Source organism: Prosthecobacter sp. (assembly GCF_044222565.1).
Classification (GTDB): Bacteria; Verrucomicrobiota; Verrucomicrobiia; order Verrucomicrobiales; family Verrucomicrobiaceae; genus Prosthecobacter.
The window spans coordinates 69,039-84,999 of record NZ_JBGANA010000011.1; the positions used below are offsets into that span (position 1 = coordinate 69,039).

At 61.3% G+C, this 15,961-nt stretch carries 4 protein-coding genes; 2 read left to right on the plus strand and 2 right to left on the minus strand.

Annotated features, from left to right (window positions below; genetic code table 11):
- Window positions 1-53: 53 nt before the first annotated feature.
- Together ACILSR_RS17185 and ACILSR_RS17190 are read right to left on the minus strand one after the other, a co-directional pair.
- Entirely contained in the window at window positions 54-12,980 is a 12,927-nt protein-coding gene (locus ACILSR_RS17185) for a choice-of-anchor tandem repeat GloVer-containing protein (RefSeq protein ID WP_395751024.1), read from the minus strand.
- A gap of 159 nt (window positions 12,981-13,139) precedes the next feature.
- Window positions 13,140-13,988, minus strand: coding sequence for a YgfZ/GcvT domain-containing protein (locus ACILSR_RS17190; protein ID WP_395751025.1), 849 nt, complete (start codon window positions 13,986-13,988; stop codon window positions 13,140-13,142).
- 91 nt (window positions 13,989-14,079) lie between these two features.
- On the opposite strand from ACILSR_RS17190, the gene ACILSR_RS17195 reads away from it, so the two are divergent.
- Both ACILSR_RS17195 and ACILSR_RS17200 read left to right on the plus strand, forming a co-directional pair.
- Window positions 14,080-15,180 (plus strand): transporter substrate-binding domain-containing protein, encoded by a 1,101-nt coding sequence (locus ACILSR_RS17195; protein WP_395751026.1) that lies wholly within the window; start codon window positions 14,080-14,082, stop codon window positions 15,178-15,180.
- Between the two features lie 24 nt (window positions 15,181-15,204).
- Window positions 15,205-15,909, plus strand: a complete 705-nt coding sequence (locus tag ACILSR_RS17200) for a hypothetical protein (RefSeq protein ID WP_395751027.1) — start codon at window positions 15,205-15,207, stop codon at window positions 15,907-15,909.
- The last annotated feature ends 52 nt before the right edge of the window (window positions 15,910-15,961 follow it).

The following is a 15,961-nucleotide window of genomic DNA, read 5'->3' on the forward strand; positions in this document are numbered from 1 at the left end:
GTATGACGTGGTAGCCCATAGGATGCGCCGGACCATCTGCTCAGTCACAAGGCTCACGGAGTGACGACCCTGACGCGGAAGAAGCGAGCCTCCTGGCCGTTCACCTGGGCGGGAAAGGGGACGGTCACGGCTTCGATTTCACCGTCGTTGCCGATGGGGGTGGGAATGTCGGTGGCTGTATTCCAGGAGGTGAAATCGGCGCTGAACTCGACCGTGTAGGTGAGGCCTGCGCCGATGTAGTCCATGCGCCGGCCAAAGACAGCCAGGCGTGTGTTGCCAGAAATCAGCACAGCGGGCGTGCCACGCTTGGTGAGCGTTCCTCCCACGACGCTGACGGTGCCTGCGGAGTTTTGGGTGGGATCTCCGCCGAAGGCCCATTCGAGCAGGTTCGGGATGCCGTCACCATCGCTGTCCTGCAGCGCGCCGGAAGCACCGTTAACGATGCCGCTGGCCACCACCCAGTCCTGGAAGGGGGTGCGGCGTGTGACGGTGAGCGTGTAAGTCATGGTGGTAAGGCCATCCTGCGCAGTCACAAGAATGGAAATCACATTGCTGCCGATGTTCAGGGGGATGGTCATGCCGGCGGAACCATTGAGAGCGAGGCTGGCATGCGCCTCCGCCACCACGGGCGAGAGAGTGATGCTGGAGGTGGCGTTCGAAACCTCGGCAGCGTAGCTGGTGGTCCCGGAAGTGAATGCTGGCGACAGAGTGCCGCCTGCGAAGCTCAGCGATGCAAGGCTGGCGTTGATGCTGAGGGTGGAGAAGATGAGGTCCCCACCATTGGTGGTTCCCCGCGAGCTGGTGGCAGCAGCCTGGAAGTGATAAGTGGTGCCGGGGGCGAGACCCGTGAGCGTGGTGGTCATGTTTTGCGGCACGACATCGTGATCGCCGTTGAGCGCGAAAGTCACATTGCTGCCGTAGCTCGTGTCTCCTCCATATTTGAACAAAGCGGTGCTCGTGCTGCCGTTGGGATTGACCACGGCGTTCAGCGTGGCGGTGGTGGCGCCCACCTGGGTGGCGGAAAGGGTGGTGACGCCTGGCGCGGTTGGATTGATGAGGGAATGACTTATGTCTGAGGACTGCCAGGCGCTGTCTCCCTGCTGAAAGGCGATGACGCAGACCGTTCCCGCGGAGTTCACCGTGAGCTGATCTCCCACGAGAGTGGCGGGTCCGCTGACAATGTAGCTGGAGGGAATGGCGCTGGCGGTCGTCGTGCTGAGGGTGATGGTGTTGCCGACGGTCACACTGGAGGGCGCGGTGAATGTCTGGCTCTGGAGCGAACCCAAGTTTGGCACCGCGAGATTTGGCACCCAGAGATTGCGGCCCGCGAAGGCGCTCTGTCCGGAGGAGTTCTGGCCAGCGGTCCAGAGCGTGCGGTCGATTGCAAAAATCAGGCTGTGGGTGGCAAGAGACTGCACCGGGAGCGAACTCCAAAGGCTGCCCGTGCCTACACGAGTCGGGGTGGTGTTGGTGTTGAGCGTGGCATTGCCAAACTGTCCCAAGGCATTGCTGCCCCAGGCGAACAGGCCGCCGTCAGTCGTTGTGGCCAGGGAGTGTGTCAGCCCTGCGCCGACACTGGCCCAGTTGGTGGCGGAGCCGATCTGCACCGGAGAGGTGCGCTGCGTGGTGGTGCCATCACCCAGTTGACTGGAGCTGTTCAAGCCCCAAGCCCAGAGTGTGCGGTTGGATTTGAGCGCGAGGACATGGGTGTTGCCAGTGGCGAGCGCGGTCCAGTCCGTGGCAGTGCCGACCTGCGTGGGACGAACGACGGTGGTCGTTGTGCCGTTGCCGAGCTGGCCGTTGAAATTGCTGCCCCAGGTGAAGAGAGAGCCGTCAGTCTTCAAGCCGGCCGCGAAGGTGGTCGAGGAACTGGCAGAGCCGGCAACCATGCGCCAGTTTGTGTCCGTGCCGATCTGAATGGGGAAGTTGCGCTGCGTGGTGGTGCCATCGCCCAGCTGGTTGGAGGAGTTGGAACCCCAGGCCCAGAGCGTGCCATTGGTTTTGATCGCGAAGGTGGAATTGTTGGCGTCGAAGATGTAGCTCCAGTCCGCATCGGTGCCTATCTGCACGAGGATGCTGCGGGAGGTCGTGGTGCCATCCCCCAGCTGACCGCTGCCATTGCTGCCGCAGGCCCAGAGCGTGCGATCACTGCGAATGGCGTGCATGGAGTTGTTGGCGGAAGACACACTCAGCCAGGTGCTGCCCGCACCCATCTGCAAAGGCACGGGGTGCTGACTGGAATCCGTCGCGCCGAGAGCCAGCTGCCCCGAGCTGTTTCCACCGAGGCCCCAGAGGCTTCCGTCCTGTTTGATAAAGTAGGAGTTGTTGGTGCTGCCCACGGCCGTGCTGACCGCGCCGAGCTGCGAAGAAAGAGGCAGGAGCGAGCGCATGACCACGCCATGTATGTTGTTGGCGTTGGATCCCCAGCAGTAAACCGCACCGTCCGTGGTGGTGCCATACGACGCTCCCAGTCCGCCGGCGAGGGCCGCCCAGGTGGACAAGCTGCCGACCTGGAGAGGTGTATTGGCGCGTGCGGTGAGGTCTGCAAAGCCCTGGCCGAGCTGCCCGAGGTTGTTGCCGCCCCAGGTCCACAGAGTTCCATTGGTCTTTCTCACCAAACACTGCACGCCGCCACCTGCGAGCGTGGCGCCGGACCAGTCCGTGGTGACACCGATCACCACCGGGGCGGAGCGCTGAGTCAGGGTGTTGTCCCCCACCTGCCCGCTCGAGTTGAGGCCCCAGGAATTGAGCGTGCCGGTGGTCATCGTGGCAAAGCCGCCATTGCTGGTAGCCGCGACGCTTTGCCAGGTGGTCGCGCTGCCGATTTGCACCGGAGAGAGGCGTGTGGTGGCGGAGCTGTCGCCGAGCTGGTTGCTGGTGTTGAGACCCCAGGCCCAGAGCTTGCCGAGCGTGTCGATGGCAAAAGTGAAGTCGCTGCCTGCGCTGAGCGTCTGGCCGCTGATGGACCAGGTGGAGGCCGAGCCTACGCGGGTGGGCGTGGAGTAAGTGGTGGTCAGCGTGCTGCTCTGGCCCACCTGGCCGTTGGCGTTGGCCCCCCAGGCCCAGAGTGTGCCGTCGTTTGCCACGGCCACGCTGTGGCTGGCTCCGGCCGCCACGAGAGACCAGACCTTGGTCACACCGAGCTGAGCCAGCGTGCCGATTTGAACGGGGCTGGTGCGCTGCGTCAGCGATGAGTCGCCGACCTGCCCGCTGGTGTTCAGACCCCAGGCATACATCGTGCCGTCACTGCGCAGCGCCACCACATGGGAGGTGCCGCAGCTTACGCCGGACCAGTTCGTCGCAGTGCCGATCTGAACGGGTGTTCGCCGCGAGGTGGTGGTGGTGTCGCCCAATTGTCCGTTGGAGTTGATCCCCCAGGCCCAAAGTGTGCCGTCACTGCGGATGCCGAGAGTGAAGTCATTCGCCTTGCTGCTGCTGATCTGCACAAAGCCCGCTGCGGTCTGAACGATGAAGGACTGGTACACCGGCAGAGCTGCACCGATGCTGCCGCCGTTCCCTGCCTGGGTGGCTTTGATGGTGACGACTCCTGCGGTACCTGTCAGGGTGACCGTATTGCCCGACAACGTCGCCGCGGAAGAGCCTGCCACGATTTGATAGGTGACGGCCAGTCCGCTGGTGGAAGTGGCGCCGAGATTGAACGCCGCGTCCGTCGTGCGCTTCAGACCCACGGTTGGGAAAGCGATGACCTGGGGAGTCGCTGTCAGCGTGATGTCATTGCCATCTCCTCCGGCATACGTGATCTGGAACAGATAAGACTGCGCATTGAATGTCGCCGTCACACCGCTGCCTTCTGGAAGGCTGGCAAAAGTGCCGTTGACCGGGCTGCTGCCGGTGTTGTTGACGAGCTTCAAGACGGTTCCGTTTGTCGGAGCAAACCCGAGACTCACCGTCAATGGCAGACCGCCTGCATTGAAGTTGTCGATGGTCACCGGCACGTCCGCTGCGGAATTGAAGGTGGCTGTGTTTGCGGTGGAGAATGAACGATCCGGCCCTGGGAACGTTCCGTCCGGTGTGACTGCCACCATGCGGTAGTGATAGGTCAGGAATGGCTGCACGAGGATGCCGGAGGTCCTGACCGCTGGAATGTTTCCTGCGCTGAACGATTGCGATCCGGTGGTGGTGCCATAGCCGGATGTGAGGCCGTATTCGAAACAGGTGGTGCCGGAATATTCTTCTCCAACGATGGAGCCATTCAGGGTCGCGCTGCCGGCCAGCACGTTGGTGGCGGGCAGAGCCAGCGCGGCGGGCGTGGGATGAACTCGGAAAATGCCGGAGCTGGTCTGCCCGTAGAGGTATCCGTCCGTGGCATTCAGCAAACCGTTTGCCGAAGTGATGCCATCGGCCCGTCCGGTAAAGGAGTACAGGTGCTGCACACTGCCATCCGTGCCGACGCGGAAAAGAGTCCCCTGGTTGTAAAGGCCACCACTGGTTGTCACACCATAGAAATGTCCGTCAGGTCCGGTGAAGAGACCATTGCTGGGAGCCGAGCCAGGCAGAGCACCTGAGGTCCCCGTAAAGCTTGCCAGATTGGTGAACACGCCGGCCAGAGTGACTTTAAAAATGGTCCCGAGGCTGGAGGTGCCGCCACTGGTGGTCACACCATAGAGTGCATTGTCAGGTCCCTGGACAAGCGCCCCGGCCGGAGAGGAGCCCAGCACGCCACCAATGGCATTGTTGAAGCTGACGAGGCTGGTAAAAACTCCTGCGGGCGTGAGCTTGAACACGGTGCCAAGCCCGCCGCCGCTGCCACCGGTCGTGGTAGTGCCATAGTAGTTGCCGTCATTGGCCAGCAGAAGCGGACCTTGAGGACTGGAGCCGAGCACGGATCCCGTGGTGCCGGTGAAAACCGCCACCGGCGTCATCGCTCCAAGCGAAGTGATTTTGAAAACTTCACCAACATTGGCAGTGCTGCCACCCGTGCTGGTGGTACCCCAGTAGTTGCCGTCTGAACCGAGGATCAGAGCCGCCTGTGGACTGGAGCCCGGCGCCGCACCGGATGTTCCTGTGAAGTTCAGCAGGGTGGTGACCACTCCGTCCTGGCTCGCTTTAAAAACACTTCCCGCATTCGTGGCGCCACCGGCGGAGCTGGTGCCGTAAAAATTGCCGTCGCTGCCGAGCAGCAGTCCACCGCGGGAGGTGATGGCGCTGGTGCCGGAGGTGGGTGGAAGCTGGGCAAGAATGCGTGGCGCGCCGTCAATGGATGCAGTGAAGTACGTTCCGTAACCCAATGCCGTCCCGCCGCCTGTGGTGGTGCCAAAGAAGGTGCCTTCGCTGCCCTGGGCCAGTTTGCTGATGACCGGCGGAGAGCTCAGATTCACCAGCGTGGTCAGCAGGCCGGCGGTGGAAACTTTGAAGATGGTGCCCTGGTTGAACTGGCCGCCGCCGCTGGTGGTGCCGTAGAGCGTTCCATCCACTCCACGGGCCAGCGCACCCTGCGGTCCCGTGCCCGGAGCGGTGCCCGTGGTGCCGGTGAAATTGACCAGGGTGGTGAGCACACCTGCCGGAGTCATCATGAAGAAAGTGCCGTTGCCGCCCGCGGTGCCGCCGGCAGTTGTGGTGCCATAAAAGTTCCCGTCGCTCATCTGCACCAGCGCACCTTTGGGGCTTGAGCCCAAGGCCGGAGCCACAGTGCCGGAGAACTGCACCAGGGAGGTGAATGTGCCTGTGGGTGTGCAGACAAAGACGGTGCCAAAATTCAGCGTGCCACCCGTGGTCGTGGTGCCGTAGAGGTTGCCGTCCACACCCTGGATGAGAGTGCAGTTGGGGCCCGCGCCGGGCGCGGCTCCCGAGGTGCCGGTGAAGTTCACCAAGGTGGTCAGCACGCCTGCGGGCGTCATCTTGAAGATGGTGCCATTGACGCCAGTGCCGCCGTTGTTTGTGACTCCGTAGAAGTTGCCGTCGTTTGCCAGCAGCAGCCCGCGCGCGCTGCCTCCCAAATAAGCACCCGAGGTGCCGGTGAAATTGACGAGAGTCGTGAACACGCCTGCCGGTGTCATCATGAAGACGGTGCCATTTCCACCCCCTGTGCCGCCGCCAGTGGTGGTGCCATAGAAGTTGCCATCCAGGCCAAGCGTCAATTTGGAGACAGTTCCTGAACCAAGAGCTACGCCGGAAGTGCCGGTAAAGTTTACCAGCGTCGTGCGCGTGCCATCCGGCGTTATCATGAAAATGGTGCCGCTGTTGGTGGTGCCGCCAGAATTGGTGGTGCCGTAGAGATTGCCATTGGGGCCCTGGACCAGCGCTCCTTGGGGAGAGTTTCCATCGACTCCGCTGTTGGCCGTGCCGTAGAAGTCAGACAGCGTTGTCATGGTGCCGCCTTGGGACATCTTGAAGGCCGTGCCCAGATTGATCGATCCACCGGTGCTTGCCACGCCATAGAAGTAGCCGTCATTGGCAAGCGTGAGACCGCTCTGCGGTGAGGTGCCGGCCACCACGTAATGGAAGATGGGTTCGACGATGGCCTTTGGCTGCGGGGATGGAGTGGTGATGACCTGATCGTCGCCGTACGTGGTGCCAAATCCGTTTTGAGCCACGAGGCGGATGTGAAACTCCGTCCCGGGTGTGATCCCTTCGCCAATGGTGACGGACACAGGCAGTGTGGCAATGCCGCTGGAGAGGTTTTGCGGTCCGTCCGGCTCAGTTTCCGGATCGAGGGTGATCGGCACACTCTCCATCACCTGCGGCACGGTGAAGTCATCGTAGTCGGTGCTCTCGCCATACTCGAACCAGTAGTTGGTCAGGCTGCCAAGAGGATTGATGTAACCGTCCACGGTAATGCCGTTTTGCGCGGTGCCCGTCCATGAACCGGTGATCACAATCGGCGGCCCCTGGGTGGCGAAGGTCTGATCTGGCGAGTAATAAGTGCCCTGCGCCGTGATGGTGACCAGCCGGTAGTGGTAGATCTGTCCGGGAATCAGACCGCTCAGTGTCGCATTCACATCCACAGGCGAGGCGCTGGCGGGCAGATTCTGCATGGCAGATTGTGTGCCGTAGTTTGTCCCCAGGCCCCACTCGAAATAGGCGGACGCCGAGTCGTTGTTGGGGATCACACTTGCGGTGAGAGTGGCGCTCGTGCTGGAACTGACGGCTGCATCCGGCAGGTCCTGGACAGCAGGCTGCTGATGCACACGATAGATGGCTCCTGCATTGGCGCCATACAGGTAGCCGTCCGCACCGAGCACGAGGCGGTAGTCCAGCGAAAGGTTGCTTGAGGTCGTGGCCACCCCGCCGTCAGCGCCCGAGCCAAAAGCGTACAAGGTCTGCACCATGCCGCTGGGATGAAAACGATAGACCGTGCCCATGGAATAGGCCCCCGTCCCACCTGTGGTGCCATAGAACCAGCCGTCTGGCGCCTGCAGCAGCATGGAGGAAGGTGAGGAGCCCGGCATCGTGCCCGTGGCACCTGTGAATGCCGCCAGCGAGGTGAAGACACCTCCTTTGGTGCAGGTGTAGATGGTTCCCGAACTGCTGGCACCGCCACCTGTGGTGGTGCCGTACAAAATGCCGTCCGTGCCGAAGACGAGATTTGAGGCGGGCGTGGCACCGGGGGCCGCACCTGCAGTGCCGGTGAAGTTTACCAAAGTCGTCAGCACGCCGGCTGGCGTCAGAGAATAAACCGTGCCGGAGCCCCCTGTGCCGCCGCTGGTGGTGGTGCCGTACAGATTGCCATCACTGCCCACCACAAGGTTGGTGTTCGGGCTGGTGCCCAGAGCTGCTCCTGTGGTGCTGGTGAAGCTGATCAGCGACGTCACGGAGCCGGTGGATACATTGATGCGGAAGATCGTGCCAAAACCTCCTGTGCCACCGCTCGAAGTCGTGCCGTAGAGATTGCCATCCGGCGCTAGCACCAGGCGTGTCTGCGGCCCGCTTCCGGGCAAAGCGCCCGTGGTGCCGGTGAAAACTCCGAGTGCAGTGTAAGTCCCTCCAGGGGTCACCTTGAAAACAACACCGAAACTGTTGGTGCCGCCGCTTGAGGTGACGCCGTAATAGTTTCCGTCGCCACCAGGAGTAAGGTGCGCACTCGGGGATGTGCCTGGCACGGTGCCTGTCGTCCCGCTGAACGTGTCCAGCGTGGTGAGTGTGCCGGAAGTTGTAAGTTTGAACAGGGTGCCGTTCGTGCTGATGACACCCGTGGGATTGGTGCCGTACAAGTTGTTGTCCGTTCCGACAATGAGGGTGTTCGGGTTGGTCGCGCCAGAAGTGCCGGAAAAACTGGTCAGGGTGGTGAGGGTTGACGGGATCACGAATTTAACCACGCTGCCGTACTGGTTGGTGCCGCCCTGCGTTGTTGTGGCGTAGAGGTTGTTGTCGCTGTGTCTGACGAGATTGCGATAGACCGGCGGCATGAGCTGAAAAGATGACAGCATGCTGAAAGTGTTGGTGCCGGGGACAAGCTTGAACACGCCGCCCTTGGTGGCTCCGATGTTTGACACATTGCCGGAGAGGGTGCCGTAGAAGTTGCCGTCCGTGCTTGCCAGCGTCATGCCGCCGAGCGGGCTGGAAGGACCGTCTGTGGTGGCAAGGGTCTTGATGTTGGTGAACACCCCCGCCGTCGTGATGCTGAAGAGAGAGCCGTAAGTTGTACCCGCTGAAGCCGTGCCGTAGAGCGTCACGCCATCCGCGGCGAAGGCCAGCGGCGCGGCGCAAGTGCCGCCGATGACTGCGCCGGTGGATCCTGTGAAATTTTGCAGGGTGGTCAGCACGCCTGCCGTGGTGCATTTAAAGATGGTGCCATTGGAGCTCGCGCCGCTGGTGGATGTGGTGCCATAGAGCGTGCCGTCAGAGCCTTGCACCAGCGCGCCGAGGGGAGTGCTGCCCAATGCGCCGCCGGAGGTGCCGGTGAATGCAACCAAAGTGGTGAAGGTGCCGCCGGTGGTCATCTTAAACAGGGTGCCAAAGCCGCCTGCGCCGCCGCTGCCGGTTACACCGTAGAGATTGCCATCACTGCCCTGAATCATGGCCGCCTGGCAGTTCGAACCGAGCACCGTTCCGGTGGTGCCGGTGAAGTTGTTCAGCACGGTAATAACTCCGGCTGGCGTGACGCGAAACAGGGTGCCGCTGCCGGAAGTGCCCGAAGCCGTGGTGGAGCCGTAAAAATTTCCATCGGCAGCCTGCACCAGGCCCGCCTTGGGGACGGAGCCCGTGTTTGGACTGACAGAGCTCAGGCTTACCAGCGTTGTCAGCACGCCCGCGGGTGTCATTTTGAAAATGGTGCCCAGGTTGCTGGCTCCGCCTGCCGTGGTGGTGCCGTAGAAGTTGCCATCGCTGCCAAGGCAGAGTCCTGCCTGCGGCGCGGCGCCATTCACGCCGTAGAAGTTCACCAAGGTGGTGACCACCCCTGCGGTGGTGATCTTGAACACAGAGCCCTGGTTGTTGAGGCCTCCTGTCTGACAGGTGCCGTAAAGCGCACCATCGGCTCCGAGCACCAGCGGGCTGAGGGGCTTGTTGCCGAGGATGTTCGCCTTGGAAGTGAGGGGTTCCACCACATTCACAATGCCCACGGTGATGGAGACCGTGGCTGCCGGACTGGTGGCGATCCCATTGTTCACCGTGAAGGCGAATGAATCTGCCCCCGTATAGCCGGCGGCAGGAGTGTAGGTGAGATTGGGGGCGGTGCCTGAGAGCGTGCCATGGGTGGGAGAGGACGTGGTCGCGAACGTGAGCGGCAGCGGAGGAATGTTGGGATCGGTGCCCGTCAGCGTGATCGCAGTCGGAGTGTCCGGGGCAACGGTGACAGATTTTGGGGTCGCTACCGGCGCACCCGCCGCAATGGTCAGGCTGACGGTGGCCGGGGAACTGGTGATGCCATAGAGATTCGACGCGGTGAAGGTGAAGCTGTCTGATCCTGAATAACCCAGCGCAGACGTGTAACTCACGTTCGGAGGCGTGCCAGAGAGCGTGCCGTGGGAAGGAGGATTCGCGATGCCAAAACTTAGCGGCGCCCCGGTGGGGGAGTTTGTATCCGTGCCCGCGAGGGTGAGGGACTGGGTGGCGCCGAACGCCATCGATTTGCTCTGCGCGGTCGCAGTGGGGGCGGTTCGGCTCACGTTGCCCAGAATGTCCACGTCATCGATGTTCCAGCCCGAGTATGGCAGTGCGCCTGCCGCCACCTGATAGCCCCAGCGCACAAAGACGGTGGCCTGATGGTCGGCCACGGCGGAGATGTCATACGTCACCGGCCGCCAGCTGGAATCTGTAACCGCGCCGGTGTCATTGGTGTAAACCTGGGTCCACGTGGAGCCGTTATTCGAGACTTCGACGGTGGCAAAGGCAAGAGGCTGCACGTCCGTGTTCAGCCAGCGTTGGAACTTCAGCTTGGTCTGGGTGGATGTGCTGCAGTTGAAGGCGGTGGAGGTCAGATAAAACGGTCCGCCCGGAGTGGTGGAGTAGTTGCCGGAAAGATTGACTCCATACACGTTCGCGCCGGTGCTGCCTGCTGTGGGATCTGCAAATCCATTCGGCGGCCCGCCGCTGCCTGTGGGCGTGCCGTAGGACCACTCGCCCTGCGTGCTCCAGCCTGGATTGGAGCTCAGCGTCTGGGAGCTCACCTTCGCCTGCACAAGCAAAGATGCGGAGCGCGTGGTGTTGCCGTTGCCGTTGCTGGTATTGGTGAAGGTGATGGTGTCGCTGTAGGCTCCGGCTGAGAGCGCATTCGCGGAAGTTGTATTGATGGACGCGGTGACGATGGAGCTTGAACCGGCGGTGACAGTGCCGCTGGAGGATGAGAGAGTCAGCCAGGTGGCAGCCTTTGCCGCGGTCCAGCTCATGGAGGCAGTGCCAGGATTCTGGATGGTGAATATCGCGCTGGAAGGCGCAAACGTCCCGCCGGCGGCGCCCGTGGATGCGAGCGAGCCCGCAGTCACGGACATGGCCGGTGTGCCCGCTACAGACAGTGACACAGATCGTGTCGTGCTGCCGTCTCCTGTCAGGGTGTTGGTAAAAGTGACCGTGTCCGAATAGCCGCCCGTGGCAAGAGAGTTGGCGCTGGTATTGACCGTCAGTGTGACCGTTGCCGTGCCACCGCCTGGGATGGTGCCGCTCGTGGGAGAAATCGTCAGCCATGATTGGGTGATGGCAGCCGACCAGGTCACACTGGTGTTGCCCGTGTTGGTGAGGGTGTATGCGTTTGAAGAGGGAGTGAACGGACCGCCCGCACCTCCTGTCGGAGTGAAAGTCGCTGTGGGTGTCACCGAAATCACCGCCGTGTCGTCATCAATGACGATGAGATTGGCAAATCCGGACTGATAACCCGCGGCTGCAGCCGATATGCCGATCGCCTGATTGCTGGAGAGGACCGAATCATTGCCAGGAGTGATCAAAAACGAAGCCGTGGTTGCTCCCGCCAGCACGGTGATGGAAGATGGCACCGTAACCTTGGAGGGGTTTGCAGATGTCAGCGTGACATCAATGTTTGTCGCGGCGGGCGTTGGCAGGGTCACGACCCCCGTTCCGGTGGTTCCGTTCTCAGTGACGCTGACAGGCAAAGCAATGGTGATGGGATTGTACGAAAGCGAAACCGGGTCCGAGCTGATCCCGTTCGCCACCACCACGACGTCATAAGTCCCGCCTGGCACGTTGGACGGCACGAAGAATTCGGTCGTCACCGGCAGTGCGCCCGTCACCACGCCGTTGTTGTTCCAGTTGAAGCTGCGCGCGTAATAAACCGATGAGCCGGAGGTCAGCCGCACGATGGGGTAGTTCGTGGCGTTCTGATTGTCATCACCGTAGGACGATCCTTCCGACCAGCCGTTTAACTGGGTGCCCACGATGTGGAAAGTGCCGTCCGCATTCTGCGACAGCGATGTGATCACAGGCTTGCCCGCCGTGACCGGTGTACCGTCCGGTGTGTAGCGATAGATGGTGGAGGAAAAATTGGAATACAAACAGGTGCCGTCCGGAAGGATCAGCATGGTGCCATAATAGGACGCATGGTTCTGCGAGCCGCCCGGGATTGGCGCAGCCGTCCAGGTGTTGGTGATGTAGTCGTACTCGTAGAATGCGGTGGGAGAAGGGAAGTGCTGGGCTGAGGTCGGGACGGGAGAGACAGCGGCGAGCACTTTTCCGTTGGGCAGCATCGCGCAAGGCGCATCAGGCGTGCCCTGTGAGCCGGGGATGTCCGCAGCGACCGTCCACGACCCGTTCGCGGTGGAACCCGAAGGCGTGTAGATGGCGCAATGCCCGAGCGAGCCGATGAAGAGGGCTTTTCCATTGGGCAGCATCATCGCCCCACCTGTTTCCGAGCCATAGGGATCGTAGAGGGAGACCGGCACCGTGGCATCCGCGATCCATGTGTTCAACGCCGGGATGTACCGCTCAGAGTTGGTGGAATTGATGTCCACCATCAGCTCGCTCTGGTCCGGCAGGCGAACCCAGGCCGACTCATTGTTGCTGCCGAGACAGGTCGGACCTGCCGTCCACGTGTTGGTGGCAGGATCGTAGATTTTGGTCGTTCGTGCCGCCGCCACCACGGCGTTCAGCACGCGCCCGTCTGGAATCATGGCAGAATTCGCATCGCTGAAGCGCACCCCGGGAAGCGGAGCCATGAGCCATTGATTGGTCAGAGGATTGTACACTTCCGCCGCGGAGCCGCCGGTGCCGTACTCGCCTCCCGCCACATACACCCGGCCGTCCTTCAGCACCTGGGAGGAGAAATACAGGCGGGAATTGTACATCGCTTTCAGCGTGGTCCATGTGCCTGAGGCGTAACTTCCCTGGGCATTCGGCGTCAGCTTGGCAATCGCAATCCCATTGTTGTTAAAAATGAGCAGTGAGCCGTCCGACTGAAGAATCATCAGGCCCACGGTGAATGGGGCTGTGGGCAGGGTGGACCATGTCCCGACGCCGCTGGCCTGGAATGGCAGAACGCACGGCAGAAGCGCCGCCAGGTACAAAAACTGCCGGATTAACCAGTGAAAACAGCGGCCCGTGAAGGCGAGGGAGGGCAATGGGTCGGAATTCATGGTTTAAATGAATTCCGGAGGCTACCATTAGGCCTCAGGCACACTCAATCCTTAAATCGATCTTTCATGCTTTGTGAAAAAGCGCCTCGGCGACTTTGCCGCCCGCCGCTACCTAAGCGAAGGACTCGGGAGCCCGGTTTCCGGACCTGGAGTCTCGCATCAAAGCACACTCAACAGCGGACCATCCGCACCGCAGGCGCGCAATCGGTCACGAGCACTGCCTTGACGGATCATGGCCAGACCGATCGTCTTGCCCGTCTGAGGATGCTGGGTGGCGCTGGTCACTTTTCCGACAGCCTTGTCATTCCAAAGCTCATCACCCATGCTGACAGTAGCTTCGGTTTCGAAGGCGACCATCTCGCGCGGCATTTTGCCGGTGGTTTTGATGCGTGAGAGCACCTCCTGGCCGATGTAGCAGCCTTTGGAAAAATCCATCGCTTTGCCCTCAAGACCGGCTTCAGGAGGAAAGGTCTCGGCGTTCAGTTCGTAAGGCCAGCGCGGAACCTTCTGCAGGATGCGCCAGGTTTCGAGGTCGGCTTCGGTGAGGAGGGGCCGGGAGTCAAACGTGGGAGCAGGAGCAGCGGAGGGCAGCCAGAGGTCCATTCCCGCCTGGCCATAGCGTGTGGAATGGAGAAAGTGCTGCGGGCAAGCATCACCTCCCCAGACATGCCACAACTGCCATTCTTCGGTCACATCGGTCAGTTCCACGTCATCGGCCACAATGTAGCGCTCCAGGCGCATGCCCAGGGGCTCGCGGAGGTCAGGTTCGGCGTCGAGGAAGAGGGCGTCTTCGTGCGCATGAACGAAGACATCGCCGGCGATGCGGCCTTTCGCGTCCGTCACGCAGGCGTAAAGGGTTTCGGCATTTTTCGCCCGGCGCATGTCGTTGGTCACCTGACCGTTCAGGTAGCGTACGCGGTCAGCGCCAGTGAGCCTGAACTTGGCACGGGAGGAAAGATTCACGGCGGCTCCGTGAGTGGTGATCTGCTGAAAAAACTCGGCTGTCATGCCTCATGAATGGACAGGCCCAGCGGCATCGCAAGCAGGCAAAGTCCATGGATTGGATTGACGCACAACGGAGAGCGCGGCAGAATCCGGCATGCGCGCGCTACTCCTGTTTCTCTCCACTGTTTTTCTTCTCAGTGTTGTTCAGGAGGCTGCGGCGCAGGCACCGGCGGCCACCGCACCGGCCGCAAAGATCCGGGTCGTTACTCGAAATCTTGAGCCGTTCTCCTTCGAGAAAGAAGGACGCCGCGTGGGCTATGCGGCGGAACTTTGGGAGCAGTTAGCGCGTGAGACCAAGCTCGATTACGAGGTCAAGGTGGTGAACAACGCGGCGGAGATCATTGATGCTCTGAAGAACAAAACGGCGGATGTGGGTGTTGGTGCCATCAGCGTCACATCCACGCGCGAAGAGGTCATCGACTTCTCACAGCCTTTCTACGAGTCCGGCCTGCAGGTGCTCGTCTCAGGTGGCGGCGGCAGCTTTGCGGACAACATCATGGCTCTCATCGGCAATCTGTTTAACATTGAGCTGATCGGCGCCTTTGCCTTGCTGATGGTGACGATGTTCATCATTTCCCACCTGGTGTGGCGCTACGAGCACAAGATCAACGGAGACATGTGGCCGGAAGACTACAAGAAGGGCATGTGGGAGTCCTTTTGGTGGACGATCAGCACGCTGCTCGTGGGTGGTGCGGACAACAAAGGCCCGGTGGGGGTGGGAGGCCGTATCGTCGCCATCGTGTGGATGCTGCTGAGCATTGTGCTGGTCTCCCTGCTCACGGCCTCTTTTACCACCACCCTGACCATCAACACACTCAAGGGAGACATCAATGGCCCGGGCGACCTGCCGGGACGGAAGGTGGCCACCGTGAAGGCCAGCACCACGGAAACCTGGCTCAACAACCGTGGAGCCAAGGTGGTGCCGATGGAAACGGTGACAGACTGCGTGCTGGCGCTCAAAAAAGGCGATGTGGTCGCCGTGGTCTATGATGCACCCGTGCTGCAATACGAAGCCGGCAAGCTCAACGACGAGAAACTGCAGATGGTGGGACCGGTGTTTGACCGGCAAAACTACGCCTTCGCGCTGCAGCAGGACAGCCCGCTGCGTGAGAGACTGAACCAGGCGCTGCTGAAACTCTCAGAGCAGGGAGTGGGCAACGAACTGCGCAAAAAGTACTTCGGAGATGACAAATAGAACGGAGAGGATTGCGCTTTAGCCATGGCAGAGACTTTTCCGAAACCTCCAGGAATCCTGGCCACGATCTTCGCGGTATTCCGGCAAAACCGCCTGCCGTGCCTGGTGCTCAACGCGTTTGCCCTGGCTCTGGTGGTCAGCTACTACCAAGTGCCGGCGCTGGCGGGTTTTTGGGAGGCGCTGGGTGAGTTTAAGACACACTGGGCCTTCGCCTTCTCCTGCGCCTCCACCATGTTTGCCGCGGCGATCATGCCCATGGGCATTCAGCGCCTCATGGGGACGCTGCCGCGGGAAGGAAACGGAAAACGCCTGCTGCTTCTGATGCTGTTCTGGGGCTACCGGGGCATGGAGATTGATCTCTTTTACCACTTTCAAACCTGGATGTTTGGCGATAGGCAGGATGCCCTGACGCTGGTGAAAAAGGTGCTGGTGGATCAGTTCATCATGAGTCCCCTCTGGTTTGTACCCACTTATGTCATCGCTCTGCGCTGGGTGGAGCTGGGAGGCTCGTGGAAGCGTACGCGGCCGACTTTGGACCGAGAGTTTTGGACGCGCACCTGCCCCACCGTGCTGGTCACCAACTGGCTGGTGTGGATCCCCGCGCTGGCGCTGGTTTACAGCCTTCCTGCTGCCCTGCAGTTTCCACTGTTCTCCGTGGTCATGTGCTTCTTCATCCTGGTGGTGACGGTGATGACGCAGAGGAAGGAGACGGAGAAAGCGAACGGCTGAGCACGGCAGTCGTCAGTTCTTTTCAAAGAACCAGTCTTCGTGTTCGGCTAAC

Bases quoted from the DNA above. Each gene is read 5' to 3' on its own strand.
- ACILSR_RS17190 (WP_395751025.1), bottom strand. From the start codon at position 13,988: ATGACAGCCGAGTTTTTTCAGCAGATCACCACTCACGGAGCCGCCGTG.
- ACILSR_RS17195 (WP_395751026.1), top strand. From the start codon at position 14,080: ATGCGCGCGCTACTCCTGTTTCTCTCCACTGTTTTTCTTCTCAGTGTT.
- ACILSR_RS17200 (WP_395751027.1), top strand. From the start codon at position 15,205: ATGGCAGAGACTTTTCCGAAACCTCCAGGAATCCTGGCCACGATCTTC.
- ACILSR_RS17185 (WP_395751024.1), bottom strand. From the start codon at position 12,980: ATGAATTCCGACCCATTGCCCTCCCTCGCCTTCACGGGCCGCTGTTTT.